The sequence below is a fragment of the Streptomyces sp. NPDC018610 genome (genome assembly GCF_044391765.1).
Classification (GTDB): domain Bacteria; phylum Actinomycetota; class Actinomycetes; order Streptomycetales; family Streptomycetaceae; genus Streptomyces.
This window is the reverse complement of the sequence record NZ_JBISAL010000010.1, coordinates 72,135-95,417: the sequence shown is the minus strand read 5'-3', so window position 1 is coordinate 95,417 and position 23,283 is coordinate 72,135. Positions and strand designations below refer to the sequence as shown.

Annotated in this window: 19 protein-coding genes and 2 pseudogenes; 5 read left to right on the top strand and 16 right to left on the bottom strand. The window is 69.1% G+C overall.

Annotated elements, in window-relative coordinates:
• Positions 1-89: 89 nt before the first annotated feature.
• The 3 genes and pseudogenes from ACH5A8_RS25005 to ACH5A8_RS24995 all read right to left on the bottom strand — a co-directional run.
• The gene (locus ACH5A8_RS25005) at positions 90-833 is read right to left on the bottom strand and encodes a CoA transferase subunit A (RefSeq protein WP_399005470.1); all 744 of its coding nucleotides are present in this window, start codon (positions 831-833) and stop codon (positions 90-92) included.
• Positions 830-1,654 carry an SDR family NAD(P)-dependent oxidoreductase gene (locus ACH5A8_RS25000; protein WP_399005468.1) on the bottom strand — a complete coding sequence of 275 codons (825 nt, stop codon included), beginning with the start codon at positions 1,652-1,654 and terminating at the stop codon, positions 830-832. The genes ACH5A8_RS25005 and ACH5A8_RS25000 overlap by 4 nt, the downstream gene beginning before the upstream one ends.
• Positions 1,651-1,962: pseudogene (locus ACH5A8_RS24995) on the bottom strand (SDR family NAD(P)-dependent oxidoreductase); the annotation flags it as partial. The gene ACH5A8_RS25000 and the pseudogene ACH5A8_RS24995, both read right to left, overlap by 4 nt.
• 325 nt (positions 1,963-2,287) lie before the next feature.
• On the opposite strand from ACH5A8_RS24995, the gene ACH5A8_RS24990 reads away from it, so the two are divergent.
• Together ACH5A8_RS24990 and ACH5A8_RS24985 are read left to right on the top strand one after the other, a co-directional pair.
• Entirely contained in the window at positions 2,288-3,421 is a 1,134-nt protein-coding gene (locus ACH5A8_RS24990; RefSeq protein ID WP_399005466.1) for a sensor histidine kinase, read from the top strand.
• Positions 3,418-4,095, top strand: coding sequence for a response regulator (locus tag ACH5A8_RS24985; protein WP_399005465.1), 678 nt, complete (start codon positions 3,418-3,420; stop codon positions 4,093-4,095). The genes ACH5A8_RS24990 and ACH5A8_RS24985 overlap by 4 nt, the downstream gene beginning before the upstream one ends.
• 174 nt (positions 4,096-4,269) lie before the next feature.
• On the opposite strand, the gene ACH5A8_RS24980 is transcribed toward ACH5A8_RS24985, so the two are convergent.
• The 10 genes from ACH5A8_RS24980 to ACH5A8_RS24935 form a co-directional block, all read right to left on the bottom strand.
• Positions 4,270-5,652, bottom strand: a complete 1,383-nt coding sequence (locus ACH5A8_RS24980) for an alkaline phosphatase family protein (protein WP_399005463.1) — start codon at positions 5,650-5,652, stop codon at positions 4,270-4,272.
• A gap of 339 nt (positions 5,653-5,991) precedes the next feature.
• A complete protein-coding gene (locus ACH5A8_RS24975; RefSeq protein WP_399005461.1) occupies positions 5,992-6,969 on the bottom strand; it encodes a helix-turn-helix domain-containing protein in 978 nt (325 codons plus the stop codon).
• 59 nt (positions 6,970-7,028) lie between these two features.
• Positions 7,029-7,433 carry a hypothetical protein gene (locus ACH5A8_RS24970; RefSeq protein ID WP_399005459.1) on the bottom strand — a complete coding sequence of 135 codons (405 nt, stop codon included), beginning with the start codon at positions 7,431-7,433 and terminating at the stop codon, positions 7,029-7,031.
• 926 nt (positions 7,434-8,359) lie between these two features.
• Positions 8,360-8,899: a hypothetical protein gene (locus ACH5A8_RS24965; protein WP_399005457.1), complete on the bottom strand. Its 540-nt coding sequence runs from the start codon at positions 8,897-8,899 to the stop codon at positions 8,360-8,362.
• Between the two features lie 815 nt (positions 8,900-9,714).
• Entirely contained in the window at positions 9,715-10,269 is a 555-nt protein-coding gene (locus tag ACH5A8_RS24960; RefSeq protein ID WP_399005455.1) for an ATP-binding protein, read from the bottom strand.
• A gap of 278 nt (positions 10,270-10,547) precedes the next feature.
• Positions 10,548-11,885: an L-serine ammonia-lyase gene (locus ACH5A8_RS24955; RefSeq protein ID WP_399005453.1), complete on the bottom strand. Its 1,338-nt coding sequence runs from the start codon at positions 11,883-11,885 to the stop codon at positions 10,548-10,550.
• Positions 11,882-12,892 (bottom strand): hypothetical protein, encoded by a 1,011-nt coding sequence (locus tag ACH5A8_RS24950; RefSeq protein ID WP_399005451.1) that lies wholly within the window; start codon positions 12,890-12,892, stop codon positions 11,882-11,884. The genes ACH5A8_RS24955 and ACH5A8_RS24950 overlap by 4 nt, the downstream gene beginning before the upstream one ends.
• Positions 12,889-14,085: an MFS transporter gene (locus ACH5A8_RS24945; protein WP_399005449.1), complete on the bottom strand. Its 1,197-nt coding sequence runs from the start codon at positions 14,083-14,085 to the stop codon at positions 12,889-12,891. Before ACH5A8_RS24945 ends, ACH5A8_RS24950 begins: the two co-directional genes overlap by 4 nt.
• A gap of 170 nt (positions 14,086-14,255) precedes the next feature.
• Entirely contained in the window at positions 14,256-15,965 is a 1,710-nt protein-coding gene (locus ACH5A8_RS24940) for an alkaline phosphatase family protein (RefSeq protein ID WP_399005447.1), read from the bottom strand.
• A gap of 98 nt (positions 15,966-16,063) precedes the next feature.
• The gene (locus ACH5A8_RS24935; RefSeq protein ID WP_399005445.1) at positions 16,064-17,695 is read right to left on the bottom strand and encodes a S8 family serine peptidase; all 1,632 of its coding nucleotides are present in this window, start codon (positions 17,693-17,695) and stop codon (positions 16,064-16,066) included.
• A gap of 421 nt (positions 17,696-18,116) precedes the next feature.
• On the opposite strand from ACH5A8_RS24935, the gene ACH5A8_RS24930 reads away from it, so the two are divergent.
• Positions 18,117-19,100, top strand: coding sequence for a helix-turn-helix domain-containing protein (locus ACH5A8_RS24930; RefSeq protein ID WP_399005443.1), 984 nt, complete (start codon positions 18,117-18,119; stop codon positions 19,098-19,100).
• Positions 19,101-19,114: 14 nt separating this feature from the next.
• On the opposite strand, the pseudogene ACH5A8_RS24925 reads toward ACH5A8_RS24930, so the two are convergent.
• The 3 genes and pseudogenes from ACH5A8_RS24925 to ACH5A8_RS24915 form a co-directional block, all read right to left on the bottom strand.
• Positions 19,115-19,471 (bottom strand): annotated as a pseudogene (locus ACH5A8_RS24925) (transposase family protein); the annotation flags it as partial.
• Positions 19,472-19,928: 457 nt separating this feature from the next.
• Positions 19,929-20,282: a hypothetical protein gene (locus tag ACH5A8_RS24920; protein ID WP_399005441.1), complete on the bottom strand. Its 354-nt coding sequence runs from the start codon at positions 20,280-20,282 to the stop codon at positions 19,929-19,931.
• A gap of 287 nt (positions 20,283-20,569) precedes the next feature.
• A complete protein-coding gene (locus tag ACH5A8_RS24915; protein ID WP_399005440.1) occupies positions 20,570-21,658 on the bottom strand; it encodes a helix-turn-helix domain-containing protein in 1,089 nt (362 codons plus the stop codon).
• 153 nt (positions 21,659-21,811) lie between these two features.
• Here ACH5A8_RS24915 and ACH5A8_RS24910 point away from each other — a divergent pair, with 153 nt between their 5' ends.
• Complete coding sequence (locus tag ACH5A8_RS24910) at positions 21,812-22,075, top strand: hypothetical protein (protein ID WP_399005438.1); 264 nt, start codon at positions 21,812-21,814, stop codon at positions 22,073-22,075.
• 79 nt (positions 22,076-22,154) lie between these two features.
• A complete protein-coding gene (locus ACH5A8_RS24905) occupies positions 22,155-23,273 on the top strand; it encodes an IS630 family transposase (RefSeq protein WP_399005436.1) in 1,119 nt (372 codons plus the stop codon).
• Positions 23,274-23,283: the final 10 nt, after the last annotated feature.

The window sequence follows — 23,283 nt, the reverse complement described above, 5'->3', positions numbered from 1 at the left end:
CCGGAACACCGTTCCCACCGCCAACGGGTTCGGGCTCTAGAAGAGCGGGAGCCAGGAGGTTCTCTCCTCGCCCGGCAGCGAGCAGTACGTCAAGTCCGCCCGATGGGGCTACATGCGGTTGGCGGCTGACCTGGGGTGGGACATCGAACAGGCCGCCAACGCAGGTGCACCTGGTCCGGGGCGAGTTTGCCGGGCTCGACGAGTTCCTCGACCTCGGCGATCGTGAGGTGCCCGGCCATGGCGGCGAGGGGATTGAAGTCGGCGGCGGCGTGCCGGAAGACGAGGTTGCCGTGGCGGTCGCCGCGCCAGGCGCGTACGAGGGCGAAGTCGGTGGTGATGCCGTGTTCCAGGAGGTACGGGCGTCCCCCGAACTCCCGGGTCTCCTTGGGCGGGGAGGCGACGGCTACTTCGCCTCCGCCGGGCGCGTACCGCCAGGGCAGGCCGCCCTGGGCCACTTGTGTGCCGACGCCGGCCGGGGTGTAGAAGGCGGGGATGCCGGCTCCGCCGGCGCGCAGCCGTTCGGCGAGCGTGCCCTGCGGAGTCAGTTCCACCTCCAGCTCGCCGCCCAGGTACTGGCGGGCGAACTCCTTGTACTCGCCGACGTAGGAGCCGGTGACGCGGGCGATGCGGCCCGCGGCGAGCAGGACGCCCAGGCCGCGGCCGTCCACGCCGCAGTTGTTGGACACGACCTCCAGAGAGGTCGTGCCTCGTGCGTGCACAGCGTCGATGAGGGCGGCGGGGACGCCGGAGAGGCCGAAGCCGCCGACGGCGAGCGACGCACCGTCGGGGATGTCGGCCACCGCCTCGGCGGCGCTGCCGCAGACCTTGTTCACGTCCTGGGTTCCTTCCGGGAGACGGACGGGTCGTAGGGGCTCGAGGCCGTGGCGCCGGGCGGGACGGCGGACCATCCGCCGTCGACGACGAGGTTGGCGCCGGTGATGTAGGCGGCCTCGTCGGAGGTCAGGAAGACGGCGGCGTTCACCACGTCGTCCGGGACGCCCACCCGGCCCTGCGGGACGTGACGGGCGATGTGGCGCATCGGGTGATCGTCGGCAAGCAGATTGGCGCGGAAGCCCTCGGTATCGATCATTCCGGGGCTGACGCAGTTGACCCGGACACCGTGCGGGGCGCCTTCCGCGGCGAGCTGCCGGGTCAGCGCGATCACCGCGCCCTTGGAGGCCGAGTGTCCGGTGCGCGGGTTGGTGAGGGAGCCGGTCAGACCTGTGGTCGAACCCACCGTCAGCACGCAGCCGCGGCTTCGCAGCAGGTGCGGCCAGGCCGCCCGTACCGTCAAGCACACCGAGCCCAGCTCGGCGAGCACGGTGAACGCGAAATCCTTATAGGACTGCGAGCCGATCGCCCCGAAACGGACGGCACCGGCGTCGGCGCAGACGATGTCGACACCGCCGAAGGCGTCCACGGCCTCCTCGGTCCAAGACCGCACGGAATCCTCGTCCGTGACGTCCAGCGGGCCTGGCGTGAGAATCGTGCCGCCCTCGCGGGCCACGAGCCGCTGGGTCTGAAGGGCCTCTTCGTGCAGCAGGTCACCGCCGACGACCAGCGCGCCCTCGGCGGCGAAGCGCAGGGCCGCCGCCCGGCCCTGTCCCCGGGCCGTGCCGGAGATGAGAGCCACCTTGCCGTCGAGCCGCTTCATCCGCCGGCCTCCGCTGCGAGCAGGGCGTCGGAGACGGACTTGGCCCCGCCGTGCGCAGTCAGGCCGCCGTCCACGGCAATCTCCGCACCGGTGATGAACGACGACTCGTCCGACAGCAGGAACACAACCAGCGGCGCCACCTCAGCCACGGTGCCGGTGCGCCCGAGGGGAGTCTCCCGAAGATTGGCCTCGCGGAACGCGGGCGCGGCGGAGGCCGTCATCTCGGTCTCGATGTAGCCGGGGTGAACGGTGTTGACGCGGATGCCGCGGGGCCCGAGTTCGAGCGCGGCGGTCTTCGACAGGCCCCGGCCCGGATGTGTCGCAACGTGGGAATCGCCCTGTTCGGTGGCCAGGCTCAGGTGCCCGCACTATCGACGAGGTGAATGAGGCACTCTCTGAACTTGCAGCGCGCCCTGGGACACTTCGACCAGTCACGTCTGCGGACGACAGCTGATCGGGGTTGGAGGGCCGGATCCGGGCTGGATTGTTGCAGATACCGAAGGGCATCTCCTCGTCGGGTCCGCCTGGAGGGAACCAGTCGTAAGGGGCTGGCGGCCAGAGCACCAGCCGCCTCCGGGCCCGGCTGGACGCATGGAAGAGTGCTGTCCCGCAGTGCGGCATATCGTGAATAACGTGCACGAACGGCAGATAGTATGGCTGGTCCCGTTGGTCGTGTTCGCCCTGGTGGTCGTACTGCCCGCGATGGAGGGACACCATGAGGAGACCTGGGCGCAACTCGTCGTCGGCGCCGCAGGATGTGCGGCCCTGCTTCTGAGGGCTCGCTGGCCGCCGCCGGTACTTGTCGTGACACTCGCATGCGCACTGGTGTCCATGGCCCTGACCACGCTCGTCTTCCCCGCAGCGCTGATGGTCCTGGTGGCCCTGGTCCGGGTGGGCATGAGCCTCCCGGTCCGGGTCGTGGCCGCGTCCACTGCCGTCACCGTGTGTGCGGTCTACTTCACGGTCGACCTTGCACGGAACATCAAGTCCTTCGATCTGAGCAGCGCCGACCAGCTGGGCTGGTTCGTGGCGGCCTCGGCTGCCGGCGTGGCCGTGGCCAACCAGCGACGCTTCACAGCTGAGGCCGAGGAGCGGGCGCTGCGGGCCGAGCAGTCCCGCGAAGCCGAGGCGCACCGACGAGTCAGCGAGGAGCGGCTGCGCATTGCTCAGGAACTGCATGATGTCATCGGCCACAGCATTGCCGTGATCAATGTCCAGGCGGGTACGGCAGCGCATGTGATCGATACCAGCCCCAGGCAGGTGCGGCAGTCGCTGGAGCTAATCCGCCAGGCCAGCAGCTCTGCCATGGAGGAGATCCGCACCACCCTGGGACTCCTGCGCACCACGGACTCGCAGCATCTGCCAGTGGCGCCTGCCCCCGGCCTGGACGACGTGTCTGCCCTGGTGGACGGCGCCCGCGCCGGCGGCCTGCGGGTCGGCTACATCGTGGGCGGCCCGGTCAGAGAGGTTCCGCATGTGGTGGGCACCACGGTGTACCGGCTGGTGCAGGAAGCACTGACCAACGCGGTGAAGTACGCCGGAGCCGGGGCGAACGTGGAGGTCCGCCTCGACTACGAGGAGCACGGCCTGCACCTGTCCGTCGAGGACGACGGAGCGGGTACCGCAGCGGCAGGTCCACAGGGGTCGGGGCTCGGCCTGCGCGGCATGCGCGAGCGGGTCGAAGCCGTCGGCGGGACCCTGGAGGTGGGGCACCGACGGCCCGGCGGATTCCGGGTGGCGGCGCGGATACCTACGGAGGCTCCATGACAGTGCGTGTGCTGCTGGTCGACGACCAGGCCCTCGTCAGGGCCGGCTTTCGAGTGCTGATCGACTCCGAGCCGGACCTGGAAGTGGTCGGCGAGGCCTCCGACGGAGCCGAGGCCCTCAGCCTCATCAGGGCGCGCCTCCCGCAGGTCACGCTCATGGACATCCGGATGCCGGTCATGGACGGGATCGCCGCCACCCGCGCGATCTCCGCCGACCCTGAGCTGTCCGGGGTTAAGGTCGTCGTGCTGACCACCTTCGGGCATGACGAGTACGTGTTCGCCGCCTTGCAGGCCGGAGCGAGCGGCTTCCTCATGAAGGACACCGCCCCGGCCGAGCTGCTCGCCGCGGTCAGAACAGTGGCCATCGGCGACAGCCTGCTCCTGCCGCGCCGCACCCGGCGTCTGATCGAGGAGTATTCCGGCCGCCAACAGTCCTCGGACCGGCCCACACCCGGTCTGGACGCCCTCACCGACCGGGAGAGGGAGGTGCTGGTGCTGGTGGGACGAGGGTTGTCCAACGACGAGATCGCTGCGGAGCTGACCCTGTCGCGCCTCACGGTGAAGACTCACGTCAGCCGCACCCTGGCCAAGCTCTCCGCCCGGGACCGCGCGCAGCTGGTCATGATCGCCTACGAGAGCAGGCTGCTGGTCCCCGCGGCCGGAGACGGGACGTGAGAAGGCGTCCCTGCCACCTGGACAGGAACCCGAGGTGTCCCCACGGGCACCGACCGCTGCGATCGACACCCGGGAAACGCACCCGGCGCGTGACCGGATGTGGTGGGCGGGGGCTGCGTTCGCCGCAGCCCCCGCCCTTCCCGCCGGATCGACAGCCACGCAGACCGGTCTCGCTCAGCTGCTGGTGACGGCGAGGTCGTCGATCTGCGCCTCCACGACGCTGCTGGCTCCCATGTCTGCAGTGGTGATGCGCAGCCGCACGGTCTTGCCGGCGAACGCCGACAGGTCGGCGTTCGCCGCACGCCACGCCCCCGCCAGGCGGGTGTCAGCCGTTCCGTTCTGCTGGAACACGGTAGTGGAAGTGGTGCCGCTGACGACCTCGACGCGCAGGTAGTCGTCCGGTCCGGAGTTGCTGTTGTAGGCGAAGTTGTACCACCAGCTCATCTGGGGAGTGGTGCCGGCGGGCAGGGTGATGGCAGGCGAGGTCACGCTCGTGGTGCCGTCGTCCACGTCGTTGGACGCGTACGAGGCGCCCGCCAGGAGGCCGGTGGTCAGGGCGTTGACGCCGGAGTGGGTCGTACCCAGCTGCTTGATGTCGCCGCTGGATCCGGAGACGGTCTGCTCCGGGTTGCCCCGCTCCCACAGACCCGAGGTCGCGGTGTCGGTGCCAGCGGTGTTCACGCGCCAACCCTTGTCCGCTTCGAAGTCGTCGGAGAAGAGAACCGGTCCGCTGGGGACGCTCCACACATCGGTGACGGCGGTCTTTTTGGCGGCGTTGCCCAGAGGAGCCAGCCCGTACATGTCCTCGAGGGTGCGCAGCACGCGGTAGTGGTTGATGGGTGTGGTGGTCTGGTAGCCGGTCTTGACGTGTGCTCCGACGAATGCGGTGTAGATCTGATTGACCGAGCTGGTGCGGGAGTCCTCGTCGAAGGTGACGATGAGCAGACTGTTGTGGGTCTTGGCCCATTGCGCGTAGCCGTCGAGGTTGGTCTTCAGCCAGCTGTCGCCGGTGCTGACAGGGCAGTTGTGCATGTCACTGCACAGGTCCGGCACGACGAAGGAGACCGTGGGGAGCTTGGTGTAGTCGGTGGGGAAGCTGGAGAACGGCAGGTGGTGGGAGGAGTCCCCGACGGTGGGGAAGTCCGCCCAGGGCGCGTGCTTACGGGCGTAGTCGCCGCTGCTGCAGCCGGTGTATCCGGCGCTCGGCAGGTCTTCGGAGTACGCCTTGAACGTGTGACCTGCGTCGATCAGCTGCTGACCGAGATTGCCGCCGGTGAAGCTGTGGGGGCAGCTGTCGTCGGTGACGCCCTGCGGTGAGCCGGAGAAGAGACTGATGTAGTTGGGCTGGCTGGGGTGGGTGACGCCGAAGGACTGGGTGAACAGGGCCCCTTGGGCGGCCAGCGACTTGAAGTACGGCGCGGTGTCCAGAATGTCCCCGTAGTCGTGGTTCTCGAAGGGGACAACCACGACATGGTCGTAGCGGGGAATGACCGTGGCTGCGGCAGCGTGGTCGCCCGGGCCGGCGAGTACCGGACCGAGGAATGCGCTGGCAGCCATCATGGCCAGTGCCGATCTTCGGAGTGTGGTGACCAGGCGCGGAAAGGGCACAGTAAACCTCCTTGGGACACGAAGTTCGCCGGTGAGCGCAGCGAGGGCCCGCGCCCATGCGCCGAGGTGCGTCTTCGGTGCAGGTACGCATGGCTGCCTTGCTGAGGTTGCGCCCAGCCGGAATGCGAGGGTCCGCCTGGTCTACTCCCTCACCGGACAATTGTGTGACACAGACATGCCAATGGCGCCTATGCGTCAGGCGTTCGGAAAGCCGGATCCGTCTGGGTGCTCTGCCCCCGCCTCGGGCACCCTTCCGGCGCACTGGTGAAAGGGCCCGGAAGAGGGCTGTCACAGCCAGCCGCGGCGCGATGCTGCGAGCGCCAGCTGGAAGCGCGTCGTGGTACCCGTTCTGCGTGCAAGCCGCTCCACGTACCTGCTCAACGTCCGCCGACTGACGTCGAGACGTCGGGCGATGTGCTCGTCGGTCACCCCGGTCGACATCAGCTCCAGGATGCGCCGTTCCATGGGGGTCAGCTGCGGTGGGCACGGCCCTGCGGCGTGCATGGGGAAAGCACTGTGCCAGGCGAGCTCGAACAGCTCCTGAAGGGCCGAGAGGAGACCGGACCCGCGCACCATGAGCATCTGCCGCTGTCGCCGCGTACCGGCGGTGCTCAGAGCAAGCAGGGCGCAGCGGCCGTCGTAGATGCTCAGCTCCGTCGGCAAGGTGGAGATGACCCTTGCCTGCATTCCCAGCGCGACACTGGGCCGCACGGCCTCACGGTAGTAGGCGATGTCCTCCACGGCCGCCTTGGCATACACGACGCGGTGCGGCACGCCCTGGGTGAGGAGTGCGGTGGCGGATTGGGAGGGCGGCTCGTGATCCACGGGGTGCGGTACGAAGCGCAGGACCTCGTGCCGCGCCGAACGTTCGGCCTGCTGGATGCGCTCGCTGATCTGGACGTCCGTGATGACTTCGAAGGCATCCCCATGCTCGGCGGCCGGCATATGCCGCCGATAGTGCCGGTAGGCGTTCTCGGCTGCCACCTGGGCCTGCAGGACGTCCACCGTCCTTTCGTGCGCCAGGCACTGGAGCGCAGAGCTGGGCTCGACCGGCTCCACGTCCTGGCCGTGCTGCCCGCCGCACGCCAGTCCTCGTTGTGTGAGCCGATGTACCGCACTGCGGGCCTCGCTCACCCCGACGGGCAGTGCATCGGCGATCGCGGTGACGGGTGCGGGCCCACACTCAAGCAGGTGCAGGTAGGCCCTGGCCTCCACCCCCTTCAGCCCCAGGACACGCAGGTGCCGCTCCGACAGCCGCGCTGGCACCGGGGAGCCTTCGCCGTGAGAGGGGCGGGACCACAGGCCGGGGGCAGGGTCCTGGCGCATCAGCCCGTACCCTCCCAGCCCGCAGTCTGCGCCCGGTCCCAGCTGCGCCAGTCCTGCGCCACCGCGGATGCGGGATCGATCGCGGCCCCGCGCCGGTGTGCAACGGCAGCCGGTGTCTGCAGCCGGGCGCGGGCCTCGGCCAGTGCCTCGTGGGATGTGGGAGCGTCGACGACGAAGGTCTGCGTGCCCGCACGTCCGGCGGTCGTCGTGGTCGCCATGGTCACGATCCAGCGCAGGCTGCGGGTAGGGGGCGGTCCCGGCGCGGGGAAGGGCTGCCCGGGGGCATAAGCCAACCGGTGGGAGAAGCCGCCACCTCTCGAGTGCTGCGGAACTTGGTAGGCGGTCGGGTCCTCCCACGCCGGTTCGCGGTGCGGCATCTGACGGGTGAGTTCGAAGCACAGCATGCCGGGGTCTCCTCAGGCTTGACGGGATGCGGACGCCTGCCGCTGTGGAAGCGGTCGCGGGCGGTGCGGTAGTGCCAGCGTCTGCTGCACGCGGGGCCCTGCGCGTCCGGCGCGGGAAGTCACATCAGGTCGTTCCCGAGGAGGTCCGCCACGTCCTGTACCTCTGGAGGAGTACATCCCAAACGCGTTCGGGTGCCATGCGTTACCGGCTGGTCGCATGAGGTGACGGGGCAATGCCATGGGCACCTGTCGGGAGCACGAGCGCAAGGGGTAGTGCCGCCCCCAAGGGCGTCCAGGGAGCCACTGTCAGGGGCGTGATCGTGCCCTTGCGCTACGCAGACGGCGGTGCTCGGCTGCCGTGTGGCAGGCAGTGAGAGGACGTCGTGCTGCCTCATGGGCGACTACGGGTGCCGGATTGCGTCTTTTGGCGTGCAGGGAAACCTCCGTCGGGCCGGCGTGGGCAGGTGAGGGCACGCCGAGGCCGAGGAGGGCGATCGGTTCGACGGCAGTGCCGGCGGCTTCTGCCGACTCGCGGTCGGTGGTGCCGTAGGGGGGCACGGGACACATGTCTGTGGCACAGCAGCCCGCGTCACGTTCTCACGCACGTCGGTGGACAGCGAACAGACCCCGTCCGGTCCACGGGCCGCACGGATGCGCCGCCGCAGCGGTCCCGCACAGGGCGTGCCGGTCGGCATCAAGGCGCAGGAAGCTCGGTGAGCGACCGGATGGAGTCCTGCCGACGGCGACGAAAGTGACGGTTTGACGGATCCATCCTTGCTGTCGCGTGGCACAAGTGCGCCATGCGTTCAATCTCGCCACGGTCAACTCCTCCCCAAGCTTGCGAGGTTGAGCCAAGCTGATCGGCCGTCCGCCTTCCATTTTCCGGACAGATGCGATCGATTGCGGTCGCACCTCACCTGGTTCCTTCAGCGACAAGGGCTGTCAACGACCTCCGACCTCCAAAGCCCGTGGCCCATGGGCGCGAGACGCCTGGCCCGCATAGCCGTGGCCGTGGGCATAATGGCCGCCCTGTCCGCGGCCGGGCCGATACCCCTGGCTCTCGCCGCGGTGTGTCGGTTGAGCTGGGCCATGAGCTCGCGGTTGGCGGCGAGATCGTCGTCGCGGTCCTGGATCTCGAGTTCCAGGTCGATCACCTGTTGTTCGAGGGTGGTGATCCGGGCCTTGAGCTGCTCGGTGTCCTCGGGGCCGCCGATGCCGGACTCATGCCGGACCTGCTCGCCCAGGGCCCCGCTGAGGCAGGCTTCGAGGCGCCGGACGTGGGCTGCGAGGCGGGCGGTGCGGGCGTCAGCGGCCAGCAGGTCGGCTTGCAGGGAGGCTCGGCTGACGGCGGGGCCGGGGATGGCGGGCGGCTGGGCGTGGACCTGGGCGAGGAGATCGCGGTGTCGGTAGAGGAAGGTGCGGTCGACGCCGGAGCGGCGGGCGATCGCTGCGACGCTGATCTCCAACGTAGAGCGCCGAGTGAAGTGCGGCGGCAAGTTCGCGGGCTCTGTCCTCGCCCTCCAGGTCGTACAGGACGATGTAGACCGGTCCGGCGGAAGAGTCGGGCCGAATCTCACGCGAACGGATCAGCTGGATCACCGCGGTGCGCACGGCATAGTAGGCCCGTGGGGTCGATGACGTGCTGCGGAGCCGTGAGCACGTCCGCCTTGACCGTCCAGCGGTCGCCCTGGCGTTCGATGGCGATCCGAACGGCGCCTCGCTCCCTGGCTGCCCTGGTCGCGGCGTTGCAGACATCCATGCCCGTGACCTCGGGGATCAGGTCAGCGGGACAGGGCGTCGGCAACGGCTCTATGAGAGCATCGTGCCAGGCCGAAGGGGCTGCCGCCGGTTTGACAGCGATCGTGCTGGCCGACGATGCCGACGAGGACCTCGCCGGCCGCCGACTGTGACGACGCGAGACCGGTCAACGCGGGTCTATGCCCATCTCGGCACCGACGCCTTGGCCGTGGGCGCCGCCACCCGCGCCCGCCTGGGGACGACGCCAGGTGTGGGCGCCCTGTCGGCGCTTGAAGTCCGTCGAGGGCGTAGCGGCCCCGAGAGACCCCACCGTGTCGGCATCCGTTGGTGATCGCTTGATGCCAAGTCCGTGAGGGTCGTGGGCGCGGTCCTCCTTCGAGCACGACCAGTGCGCCCGTCCGGGCAGGGCTGTCCTGACGGACCCCTGCGTCGGTTCGGCCCTCGTACGAGCCACCGCCTGTGAAGGATTGCCGGACGGCCCGTCGCACCGTGATGACCGCCAGACCTGTTCCGGTGCCTGGGCTCAGCCGACCACGTCGGCTTCACCCTGCTGAGCGCATGTGGGTGACGTGGTGTCCTCCACGGGTGCGAGCAACCAGGCGAGCAGTTGTGCTCCGGCGGGGGTGACGGTCCAGCGGGCTGAGTCCCACCGGGCGTCGCTGCCAGGCATGACGTCGATGTTGTCGGCGCATGACCGCAGTGGCAGGACCGCCCAGCAGCGCTTGCCGGAGGCTGTGAGTTCGCTGCCATGGATCAAGCAGAGGGCTGCGACGAGTGCGAGTCCGCGTCCGGTTTCGTCGCAGGGGCCCGCCGCGCGCGGCTGCGGAGCAGTGGTGCTGCCGTCGTGGACCTCGATGAGGAGAAGGTCGTGTTCCAGAACGATCGAGGCGGTCAGTCGGCCGCCCGCGTGCAGCACGGCGTTGGTGACAAGTTCCGACACGACCAGTTCCAGGCGCCAGCGCAGTTCCTCGTCGAGCGATACGCTCCAGCCCCGCACCTCCCTTGAGATCCATTGGCGCGCTGCGGGGACTGCGGCCGGGGTCGCCTCGAGGGTGAATCGGGTCTGAGCAGGGTGCATGGGACGGTATCTCCTTGCAGCGTGGGGCGGTGCCCCACTCCTATCGGCTCGAAGGCTGCGTCGGTGGCCATCTGCCGCAGCTGGCGTCAGGTGGCCAGGAGCGGTGGGAAGTGCCGTCCATGCGCGCCCCGGGCAGGGCGTTCTCGGCAAGCGGCGAGTGACCGAAGGGCGCAGTGACAGGCCCCGCAACAGCGCGTCGTCGGGGGCCGTTCACCGGCACCGGGTCGGTGCGGGCAAGCCGCTTGCGATCGTGGGAAGTTGGCGGGAAGGTGCGGCCGTCAGCACTGGATGACGTGGAGGGCGAGGCCGGCGCGGGAGGTTTCCTTGTAGTTGGTGCTCATGTCGGCGCCGGTCTCCCGCATGGTGGTGATCGCTGCGTCCAGTGAGACGATGTGGTGCCCGTTGCCTTTGATGGCCATGCGGGCGGCGGTGACTGCCTTGACGGCCGCGACGGCGTTGCGTTCGATGCAAGGGATCTGCACCAGGCCGCCTACCGGGTCGCAGGTCATGCCGAGGTGGTGTTCCAGGGCGATTTCCGCGGCGTTCTCCACCTGCCCGGCCGTGCCTCCCAGCCTTTCCGCCAGTCCTGCGGCCGCCATGGCGCAGGCCGAGCCCACCTCGCCCTGGCAGCCGACCTCCGCGCCGGAGATGGAGGCGTTCTCCTTGATGAGACTGCCGATGGCGGCCGCGGTGAGCAGGAACCGGACGATGCCCTCCTCGTCGGCTCCGGGGACCTCATCGCAGTAGTAGTGCAGGACGGCGGGTATGACACCGGCGGCTCCGTTGGTGGGGGCCGTGACGACCCGGCCACCGGCGGCGTTCTCCTCGTTGACGGCCAGGGCGTGCAGCGCGACGCGGTCCATGATCCGCAGCGGGTCCTCACCGGAGCCTCCCTGTTCCAGCGATCGGCGCAGTCCTGGGGCTCGGCGCGGGACGTTCAGGCCGCCGGGCAGGATGCCTTCGCTCTCGCAGCCTCGGCGTACGCAGTCCCGCATGATGTCCCAGATGGCCAGCAGGCCGGAGCGGACTTCCCCCTCGGGGCGCCATGCGACCTCGTTGGCGAGCATCACATCGCTGATCCGGCGGTCTCCTGTCTGTGCGAGGAGTTCCTCAGCGGATCCGAAGGGGTGGGGCACGCTCAGCCCGTCGGCGGCGGGCGCGGGTTGCTCGCCGTGCAGGAACCCCCCGCCCACCGAGTAGTAGGTCTTCGTGTGCAGGAGATGCCCGTCGTTGTCACAGGCGGTGAAGGTGAGGGCGTTGGGGTGCCGGGGCAGGGCGTGTGCGTGCAGCACGAGGTCGTAGCAGGCCGGCCGGACACCCAGCAGAGGGACGCGCCGGTCCTGGGCCAGTCGGCGGACTCGTTCGTCGGCCGTCTGCACGTCGACGGTCGCCGGTTCTTCGCCCATGAGTCCGAGGAGGACCGCCTTGTCGGTGCCGTGGCCCGGTCCGGTTGCGCTGAGCGATCCGTACAGTTCGATACGCACGGACTCGACACGGTTCAAGAGTGCCGCCCCGGCCAGGGCGGTGGCGAAGAGGCGGGCAGCGCGCATCGGTGCCACGGTGTGGGAACTGGAAGGCCCGATACCGATGGTGAAGAGATCGAAAGCGCTGATCACTGGGCCTCCTGGGCGGTGGTGCCGAGGGCGGCGGGGGACTCCGCGTCGGGGATGAGTATGCGGGGGGTGCCTGTGCCGTCGGCCGGGACCTTCCACACATCGGAGTGGCCCCGGCCTCGGCGGATGGCGTAGGCGACGGTCCGTGTGTCGATCCAGGCGGCCTGGTCGTCCACGCTGCGGGTCTCGGCGAGTGCGGTGACGTGGCGGGTGGCCAGGTCCAGGACCGACAGGCGCCAGCCGTGGGCGGGGTCTCCGCCGCGGGCGGACTTGAAGGCGATGCGGGTGCCGTCGGGAGACAGTGAGGGACACTCAACGTTGTCCATGAGCGCTGTCAGGTGGTGGGTGGCCATGTCGCCGAGGACCAGGTAGCGGTGGCCGGCGGTGGACATGGTTGCGTAGAAGTGACGGTCGTCGGCGGTGAAGGTGACACCCCAGAAGTTGAGGTCCCGGGCCCGGTAGGGCTTGCCGTCCATGGTGACCGACCAGTCCTCCAGGGTGGGGATCAGCTCCTGGGTGCGGGTGTCGAGGATGCCGGCGCGGGTGGAGAAGCGTCCGCCGTTGTAGGAGTCGCCGGTGACGAAGACGGTCCAGGCAACCATCCGGCCGCTGGGCGAGACCCTGGCCCGGTTGGGCACACCGACCAGGGGGATCTCCCGGACTGTCTTCAGGTGCGCGTCGAGAACGGCGAGCTGGTAGGTCGTCAGCCCGGGATCCAGGCGTAGGCACAGTCCGGTGCCGCCGGCCGCGTACACCCGTGCGCAGGACAGGGGCGAGACGGTGCGCTTTCCGGCGGGGTCGCCCGCCGACACGGAGACCAGGCGGCCTGTGCTGTCCGAGGCGGTGCTGCGCGCCACCAGGCGGGGTCCCGGAGCGAGAGAGACTCGGCCGGTCGCCGCCTGGGCGGATGATCCGGTCCCTTTGGCGATCACGATGGCCAGGACCGCTACGACGGCCAGCGCGGTGACGGCGGCGATCTGGATCGTGATGCGGGTGGTGCGGCTGGTCACGCGGCGGCCTCCTGCTGGGTGCGGCCTGCCAGGACGGCGGCCGTGACGGTGACGGCCAGGACCGTAGTGACCGCGGCGGCCGCGGTCGCCGCGGTGGTTCCCCATGTCGTCCATGCGAGCCCGAAGGCGGCGGAGGAGACGAAGTAGGCAAGAGCTTGGACGGTCTGCACACAGGCCAGGCCGGTGGTGCGCAGGCCGGCCGGCAGCAGGGGGCCGGCCAGGGCCATCAGGACTCCGTCGGTGGCGGCGTAGAACGCGCCGTAGCAGCAGAGCACGGCCACGACCACGGCGGTACCTGGCAGCGGGCTGCACAGCAGCAGATAGACCGCCACGAGTGCGCCGTAGCCGGCGAGCAGCATGGTGCTGCGGCCGTGCCGGTCCGCGAAGGCCCCGAGAGGAGCGGCGAGGAGCAGGTAGACGAGGTTGGTGCCCACCGCCATGAGCGGGAACCAGCCGGTTGACACGGACTCGCGCCGCATCAGCAGCAGGTAGACGAAGCCGTCACCGACGGTGGCCAGCCCCAGCAGCCCGGCAGCGTAGAGCAGCCGGCGAACGGGGGCGGCGTGCAGCAGCCGGGCGGCGGCCCTCAGACTGACGGGGGTGGCAGCGGGCTGCTCGTCGCGCCGGTCGCGGGCGAACACGGCCAGGGCCAGCAGCCCGACGGCTGCGACGCAGAAGCTGGTGACGAACAGCGCGTTGAAGGCCGCCGGGCTGGTCGTCCCGACGGCCGCCAGGACACCGAGCGCGGCCAGCGGCCCCGCGAAGGCACCCATGCTGTCCATGGCCCGGTGGACACCGAACGCCTGGCCGAGCACTGGTTCGGGAACCGACAGGGTGATGAGCGCATCGCGTGGTGCGCTGCGCAGTCCCTTTCCGGCCCGGTCGGCGACTATGACCGCGCCGAGTACGGGAAGGGAGGATCCGGCGGCCACCAGACCCAGCTTGGCCAGGGCGGAGATGCCGTAGCCGGTTGCGGCGACCGTCTTGCGCCTGCGAAAGCGGTCGGCCACATACCCTCCGACCAACCGCAGCAAGGCGGTCGCGCCGGTGTAGAGGCCATCCATCAGACCATAGGCGGCCGGGCTGAGCTGCAACGTGAGGACGAAGTACAAAGGCAGGACGGCGGTGACCATTTCCGCGGAGACGTCGGTGAGCAGACTCACCGTCCCGAGCGCCAGAACGTTGGTACCCACGGCGGCGGCTGTTGCGCGCGGGCCCCGGCGCGTGCCGTCTCCTTGGGATCGGTCGATGGTGGACAGATACACGGCCGGGTTCGCCTCCTCAGCGGCGGTCGGAAAAAGGGGTGCTGGAGGCCGGACCGAGGGGAGCGGTTCCGGCCTCCAGCTGATCAGGGGGCTGCCTTTCAGCCTTGGGTGATGGTGAGGTCGTCGAGTTGGGCTTCGAAGAGGCTGGCGGTGCCGGCGTCGGCGGCTTCGAGGTAGACGCGGATGGTCTTGCCTGCGAAGGCGGACAGGTCGGCTGTGGCGGTCTGCCACTGCCCGGCGACTTCGCTGGCTGATCCGGTCTTCTCGAACAGCGTGGTGGGCGTGGTGCCGTCCAGGACGCGGATGCGCAGGTAGTCGTCGGTGCCGGAGTTGTCGCCGTTGGCGACGTTGTAGGTGAAGTGCAGGGTCAGCGGGCCGCTGGCGGGCAGGGTGATCTGGGGGGAGAAGACGGTGGTCTTGCCGCCGTCCAGGTCGTTGTCCCCGTAGGCCGCGCCGGCCGCCGCGCCGGTGGTCAGCGCGTTGGAGCCGGAGGCCGCGGTCAGCTGCTTGACCTGGTTGCTGTGGGTGGAGGTGGTCTGCTGCGGGATGCCCCGCTCGAACACACCCGACGTCGCGGTGTCGGTTCCCGCGCCGTCGACCCGCCAGCCCTTGTCCGACTCGAAGTCGTCCGAGAACACCGCGCTGGTGCCACCGGAGGCGGTCACGGACCAGGAGAAGGAGGCGAACGCGGTGGCGCCGGTGGCGTCCTTGACGGTCGCCTTGACCGTGGAGGTACCGGCGGTGGTCGGAGTGCCGGTGACCCGTCCGGTCGCGGAGTCGAGCGACAGCCCGGCGGGCAGCCCGGTGGCCGACCAGGAGTACGGGCTGCTGCCCCCGGAAGCGGACAACTGCAGCGAGGCCGCCTGGCCGACGGTGCCGCTCTGGCCGCCGGGATCGGTGACGGCCAGTGCGGAGGTGGAGGACGTCCAGGCGTCGGTGATGGGCGACTTGCCGGACGCGCTGCCCAGGGCGGGTAGCCCGTACATGTCCTCGATGGTGCGCAGGACGTTGAAGTGGTTGATTTGCGTGTTCGACTCGTAGCCGGCCTTGACGTGCGCGCCCGCGAAGACGGTGAAGATCTGGTTGACGGAGGTGAAGTTGTCCTCGTCGAAGTCTGCGATCAGCAGGCTGTTGTGCGTCTTGGCCCACTGGACGTAGCCGTCGAGATTGTTCTTGATCCAGGTGTCACCGGTGCCCACCGGGCAGTCGTGCATGTCATTGCACATGTTCGGGATGACGAACGACACCGTGGGCAGCTTGCTGTAGTCGCTGGGGAACGACGAGTACGGCACGTTGTACGCGGACCCGCTGACCGTGGGGAAGTCCACCCAGGGTGCGTGCTTGCGCCGGTAGTTGCCGCTGCTGCAGCCGGTGTACCCGGCGCTGGGGAGCCCCTCGGAGTAGCCCTTGAAGGTGCGGTGGGCGTCGAGGAGTTGCTGTCCGAGGTTGCCGGTGGAGAAGGTCTTGCTGATGCAGTCGTCGTTGGTGATGCCCTGCTGGGAGCCGGAGAACAGGGAGATGTAGTTCGGCTGGCTGGGGTGGGTGACGCCGAAGGCGTTGGTGAACAGCGTGCCTTGGGAGGCGAGGGAGTTGAGGTAGGGGGCGCTGGAGCCGCCCTTGATGGTCGAGTAATTCTTGTTCTCGAACATCACGACGACCACGTGGTCGAACTGAGGGACGGCCGAGGCGATGGGATCCGCCGGGAGGCTTGTGGGGGCGGGTTGCGGGGATGACGAGAGCAGGCTTGCTCCGGTCAGGAGGGCGAGGGCCGAAGCCCCGGCCAGGGCTGCGATGCGCAAGCGGCGCATGAGTGCTGACCTCCTCATGAGGGTGGGAAGGGGAGACGGGTGGTGCCGCACCGCCGCTGGTGCGCTCAGCGTCGCAGCGGCGGAGTCCGGTGGGCCTTTCAGCCTTGGGTGATGGTGAGGTCGTCGAGTTGGGCTTCGAAGAGGCTGGCGGTGCCGGCGTCGGCGGCTTCGAGGTAGACGCGGATGGTCTTGCCTGCGAAGGCGGACAGGTCGGCTGTGGCGGTCTGCCACTGCCCGGCGACTTCGCTGGCTGATCCGGTCTTCTCGAACACCGTGGTGGGCGTGGTGCCGTCCAGGACGCGGATGCGCAGGTAGTCGTCGGTGCCGGAGTTGTCGCCGTTGGCGACGTTGTAGGTGAAGTGCAGGGTCAGCGGGCCGCTGGCGGGCAGGGTGATCTGGGGGGAGAAGACGGTGGTCTTGCCGCCGTCCAGGTCGTTGTCCCCGTAGGCCGCGCCGGCCGCCGCGCCGGTGGTCAGCGCGTTGGAGCCGGAGGCCGCGGTCAGCTGCTTGACCTGGTTGCTGTGGGTGGAGGTGGTCTGCTGCGGGATGCCCCGCTCGAACACACCCGACGTCGCGGTGTCGCTGCCGGCAGCGTTGACCTGCCAGCCCTTGTCCGACTCGAAGTCATCCGAGAACACCGCGCTGCCAGAAGTAGTGGCGCCGGTGTAGAGCAGCCGGTTCGGGGTGTTGGTACCCGCGCTCTGTATCTTGCCGGTCGTGGCGCTGTTGATCAATGCGGCCTGGACGTCGGCGGGGGTGGCGGTGGGGTGGGCGGAGAGCCACAGGGCGGCGGCGCCGGTGACGTGCGGGGCCGCCATGGAGGTGCCTGAGATGGTGTTGGTGGCCGTGTCGCTGCTGTTCCAGGCGGAGGTGATGGACGTGCCGGGCGCGAAGAGGTCCGTGCACGGCCCGTAGTTGGAGCTGGAGCGCCGGGTGTCGCTGGAGTCGGAGTTGTTCACCACGATCGCGGTGTCGATGTCACCCGGGGAGTTCTTGCAGGCGTCCGTGCCGCCGTTGCCGGAGGAGACGACCCAGGTGACGCCGGAGGCGATGGACTTCTTGATCGCCGCGTCCTCGCTGCTGCTCGCCGGTCCGTTGATGCTCATGTTGACCACGGCGGGTTTGGCCGCGTGCGCGGTGATCCAGTCCGCGGCGGCGATGATCGCCGAGGTGTTCGCGCTGTCGTTGCAGTCGGTCACGCGGACCGCGACGAGTTTTACGCCCTTGGCCACGCCGTAGTCCTTGCCGCCCACCGTCCCCGCCACATGGGTGCCATGGCCCAGGCAGTCCTGCCCGTTTCGGCCGTCACCGACCTCGTCCACACCGATGCTCGCCCGGCCCTGGAACTGGGTGTGGGTGGTGCGCAGTCCGCTGTCCACGAGGTACACGGTGACGTTGCTCGCCATGGTCGCGTAGGTGTAGCCGTGGTCGAGGGGCAGGCTGCGCTGGTCGATGCGGTCCAGGCCCCAGGACGGCGGGTCGGTCTGGGTGGTGGAGCTGTGCTGTACCGCGTCCCGCTCCACGTAGGCCACGGCCGGGTCGGCGGCGGTCAGGCGCGCCTGCTCGGCGGTCATCTCGGCCGCATACCCGTGCAGCACCGTGGTGTAGGTATGCCGGATCTTCCCGCCGTGTGCTCGGGTGAGCCGGGTGGCCTCCTCCCGTGCCGAGGCCGCAGGCCCGACCGTGTCTTTGAGGACCACGATGTACCGGCCGGCGAGGGCTCCGGCCACGGGCCGGACCCCGCCTCCGGCAGCGGATGCCGGCGCTGCGTGGGAGGGCTGCACGGCCAGAGTGGTGAGGGCGGCTGCCGCGAGAGCGGCCAGGACGGGTCTGCGGGCACGTGGGCGCACGTCGGCTCCAGAAAAAGAGGGGGAGGCTGGGCCCCGGCGATGGTCCGGGCTCGCCCTGGTGTACCCCCCGGCGCGACGTCGTGGTGGCGACTTGTTGCCAGCGGCTGAAAGGAGACAGGCGAGGTAAGCGGAATCCGGAAAGCTTCACCGCGCGGAGGCCGGTGCGGATCTCCCCGTTCCGAACCTGTTCCGAAGCGGCCCGTCCGTGCCACCATCTCGGCCAGAACCCTCGCGTCCGGAACGACGGAATTCCACCCCGCCTCCAGGCAGCCACGTCCGCCCTCGGTGTAAAGGGACCCTCATGAGCGACGACGACCTGCTGGCGCATCTGCACTGTCTCGGGCTGGCAGTCCGAGAGGCCGGACTCTACCTGGCGATGCTGCGCACCGGCCGTACTGCCGCAGCGGAGTTGGCTGAACACCTCGGCTGGAAACCCGATGAGGCCGAGCAGGTCCTGGGGCGCCTCGTCGAACTCGGCCTGGCCGCAGCCTGCGCACCGGACCGGTCCGAAGCCGTTCCGGTGGATCCCACCATCGCCCTCGACCACCTGTCCCACACCCGGGCGGCGGAACTGCGCAAAGCCCAGACTTCCGCGGCCAACGCCTACCGCGACTACCGGCGCTCGGTATGCCCGCAGGCCACCGACGACCTCGTCGAGGTAATCACCGGCGCCCAGATCATCGACCGGATCCGGCACGCCGAGAAGACGGTGGAATCACAGGTCCTCCGCTTCGATTCCCCGCCCTATCACATCCCCGCCGGCGCCAACCCTACCGAGATGGAAAACCTGCAACGCGGCGTCGAGTACCGAGTCGTCTACTCCAAGTCCGCCGTACAGAACCACGCCTACTACGCCGCCAACATCCAAGCCTGTATCGCCGCAGGCGAACAGGCCCGCGTACTGCCCACCGTCCCTGTCAAGCTCACCATCTTCGACCGGCGGCTGGCGATCGTCTCGATGTCCTTCGTCGAGGCCGAGGTCAACAACTCCCTGCTCCTGGTGCGACCGTCAAGTCTGCTGTCCGCGCTCACCGGACTCTTCGAGACCTCCTGGCGCTCGGCGTTCCCCATGCACTTCAGCGACCGCGTCCCGCCCGCGCTGCGACCCATCCACGTCAGGATGCTGGAACTGCTCGGCGCCGGCGTCACCGACGAAACCATCGCGGAGCTGCTCGGCATCAGCCGCCGCACCCTGTCCCGCAACCTCGAACAGCTCAACCAGCGAGCCGGCACCGACACCCGGTTCCAACTCGCCCTGTACGCCGCCCGCAACGGATGGATATGACTCACTGAGGTCTTTCAGCGCTGCCGCTCCCGAGTGAGGACGGCCGCGGAGATTGACGACATTCGATTCGGGCTGCACCGGGATCGGCGGAAGACGCGTCAGGACTTCGAGCGTGCGACGCCGCGCTCGACCGGTGCCCGTGCCGCGGACAGCGCGCTGTTGATGGTTTGCTGGGTCGGCGTGAGATCGCGGCCCGGCGGGCGTCTGAGGGGTGTCGTCACCCAGGGGCCAGCTCCCATGCAGGCGCGGTCGGCGAGGATGGGGACGCCCTGGCGTTCGCAGATCCGGATGGTCCGATGGGTGCGGGCCGCAGTGAGATCGTGGGCGCGGCCGGGCATCGTCGGCGAGATCCACAGCAGCCGCCCGGCCGGGCTCTGCTGACGGACGGACATCGCTGAGGCGGTGGAGGCGGGTACACCGGCTCCACCGCTGATCAGCCGATCAGCCTGTGCAGCACCGGAACGCTGCCGCCAGCCGCCAGCGGCCAGCGCGCCCGCCGCGACGGCGGCGGACACGGACTTGTCGTGGAGGAACACGAGCCCGCCCATGACGGTGCCGACCATGCACGCTGCCAGGAACACCACGGCCGCATGCAGTGATGGAAGAGGAACCTCCAACGGCCGCCCGGTGCGGCTCTCCGCCGGCCGCCGGCCGGCTGTCATGGGCACTGGTGCGTTCCGAGCCGCTGGTGGTTCTGGACGCGTTCTGGGGGCGCCCCGTCGAACGGCGTCGGCGGTCCTTGGTCACCTCACCCTGCGTTCCCAGGACAGCCGACCAGGCTGGAGTCCTGCCGGTCCCCGGCCTGGTCCGGCATCCGCCGACCGGTTGTTACGCGTAGTCGGGCGACGGCGTGCTGCTGCAGTAGAACGCGACGCTGCCGTCCCAGTTACAGACCTTGTAGGTCACCGCAGAGCCCTCGGCGAAAGAGAAGTCGCACGTCACGGGCGGTGCGTCGTAGCCGCTGGTGTTCAGGCAGTAGCCCTTGTAGGTGCCGTTGTTCCAGATGTACGCGACCGCGCCGTAGCCGTCGGACTCGTAGTCGTGGACCACGAGTTTCTCACCGAGCGACTTGAAGTCGGCCGCAGCCGAGCAGTCCGGATTGCACAGGCTGCTGTCGGCGGATGCGGCGGGTGCGACCGAGACGGAGGCCGCCACGGCCAGCGCGCCTGCTGCTCCGAGCACGCCAAGGGACCGGCCCAGGGTGGAATGCTTCTTTCTGTCATGTATCCACATATGTGACTACCTTCCCTGATTGTCCTTCTCGCGGGCCCTCGCATGCGCTGAAGCAGCCGAGGTTCAGCCGTCGGCATGGGAACGGCCCCGGACGGAAACGGAATCGTCTGTGGCAGCGCGAACACCGGACGTCGTACGCCCTCTTCCGTTGCCCTGCGCCACCGGTGCCCATCGTCGGCGAAATCCGCGCCGGGCACCTTAGCAGGGCGTGCCAACTGCTCAGCTTTGCGCGCCGGTTACGGCTTCGGAGGATGTGCCTGGCCGCGGTAGTCGCTGGGTGTCACGCCGTACCGCCCGCGGAAGGCGCGCGTGAAGTCGGCGGGCCGGTGGAAGCCCCAGCGGGCCGCTATGGCGTGGGCGGGCCGTGTGGCCAGGCGTGGGTCGGCGAGGTCGCGTCGGGTACGGGCGAGGCGCTGGTGGCGGATGTAGGAGGCGACCGTGATCCCGTGGGCGTGCTGGTGAAAGAGGCGATGCAGGGTGCGCAAGGAGATGTGGTGAGCGGCGGCGACGGTGACAGGGGAGAGTTGGGCGTCACCCAGGTGTTGCCGGATGAAGTTCTGGATCTCTAAAAACTGTACGTACTGGCGCGTTTCGACCGGTGTTCGGTCGTCGGCGTCGATGTGGTGGGCCAGCCAGGCGGTGATCAGGTCGGTCAGGACGCCGCTGAGCCGTTGGCCGTCGGCGAGCCGGTAGGGGCCGGTGTCGGCGGCCAGATTGGTCAGGAAGCCGGCGAGAAGGAGACCGACGCCTTCCTGGCCCGGGACCCGGGCGGCCATCATGCGCTCCACCCGGTTCGACGGCAGCGGCACCATGACCCGGGGGATCTGTACGACCACGGAAGCTGCTGTGCCTCGCCGGACATCCACATCGGCTCGGTAGGGGTGGGACGTGGAGTACACCACCAGATCGCCCGCTTCGAGTGCCGCTTCGCGACGATTCCGGGCGATGATCTGCCGTCCCCGGAGGATGAGACCGACAGCGTACATTTCGGGGTCGGACTGCCGGATCAGCCGCAGTGTCCGTCGTGACCTCATGGAGGCGTAGGTCAGGGCGGTCACTTGCACCCCGCTCATGTCCGCCGCTCTCAGTGAAGCCTGGAACTCGAGCGAACGGTCGATGCTGAACTCGTTGGGTATGAGTGCGCTGGCCGTGATGTCGCGCCAGGCGTCCACCCGGTCCGCCGCCGGCAGGTCCTGACTGTCGAACACGTCCTTAAGCATCGTGCTCATCCCTTTTCGCCGGGTCCACGCGGTCGTGCCCTCGAACCGCTGCCGCAGACGCTCGAGGCACGGGCCATACTGGCCGATCGAGCGGGTACGGCTCAACGAACTACCGTTCGTTATCAGTCAGTTGCCCTCGTATCGCGCAAAATGATTCATCTGACCGGGCCGTCGGAGCCAGGGCGGGGCCGAGAGTTCTGGGACGCAGTGAAGTAGCCGCAGACAGTGGTTCTACTGAATCGATGGCGTCCAGGGACGGTGAGTGATCCTGACTGGCAGCCAGAGCGGCGTCGACGCCTGCAAGACGTCGCGATCGAGACGGCCGCCGGGACCCGCCGGCACCCGGACTTCCGCGTGGCGGTCGCCGGTACGGACGTGCACCCGCAGTTCGATCGGGCGGTGATCGTCGCGTGGCTGCTCGCCCACGACAAGAGCGAAGTCCCGGTGGCCATGCCTTCGGCCTCGCTGCTCGTGACCGGCGGGGCCGGCCCGCGTCGTTCCGGCTCGACGGCCCGCATCTAGTGCTGTGACCGGGAACGTTTGCCGGGTTGCTCGTTGTGCTGGTCGGATCTGATGACTTCGACTGGCATGGGGAGGCGGGATGGCGTTACCGGTCAGGGTCCGTGGGCTGACCGAGCAGGAGGGCCAGAAGCTGCAGCAGATCGTTCGGAGGGGCAGCACCAGCTCGGTGCGGTTTCGGCGGGCGATGATGGTGCTGGCCTCGGCCGGCGGCAGCACGGTCCCGGTGATCGCGCGGTTGGTCCAGGCGGATGAGGACACCGTCCGCGACGTGATCCACCGCTTCAACGAGATCGGGCTCGCATGCCTGAACCCTCGGTGGGCGGGAGGCCGTCCCCGCCTGCTGAATCGTGACGACGAGGACTTCGTCATCCAGACGGCCACCACCCGCCCGACCGTGCTGGGCAAGCCCTTCACCCGCTGGTCGGTCCGAAAGCTCGCCGACCACCTGCGGCGCAACATCTCCCGGCCAGTGCTGATCGGCCGGGAAGCCCTGCGCTGTCTGCTGGCCCGCCGGGGGATCTCCTTCCAGCGCACGAAGACCTGGAAGGAGTCCCCGGACCAGGCCTTCGACGTCAAGCTCGCCAGGATCGAGTACGCGATCAACGAAAGACCAGACCGCACGTTCGCGTTCGACGAGTTCGGCCCCCTCGGCATCCGTCCCGTCGCCGGATCCTGCTGGGCCGAGCAGGGCAAACCGAACCGGCTGCCGGCCACCTTCCGCCGCACCCACGGGATCACCTACTTCCACGGATGCTACTCGGTCGGCGACGACAAACTGTGGGGCGTCAACCGCAGACGCAAAGGCATCGACCACACCTGGGCAGCCCTGCGATCGATCCGGGCCACCCGCCCGGACGGCGGCCCCATCTACGTGATCCTCGACAACCTCTCCGCCCACCTGAACTGGAGAATCCGCAAGTGGGCGGCAAAGAACAAGGTCGAACTGTGCTTCACCCCGACCTACGCATCCTGGGCGAACCCCATCGAGGCCCACTTCGGGCCGCTGCGGCAGTTCACCCTGGCCAACTCGCATCATCTGAACCACACGATCCAGACCCGGGCCCTGCACGCCTACCTGCGCTGGCGGAACAAGAATGCCCGCCACCCTGACGTCCTGGCCGCCCAGCGCAAGGAACGCGCCCGCATCCGCAGCGAGAAGGGCCTTCGCTGGGGAGGCCGACCCCTGCTCGTTGCCTGATCAAGCAGCC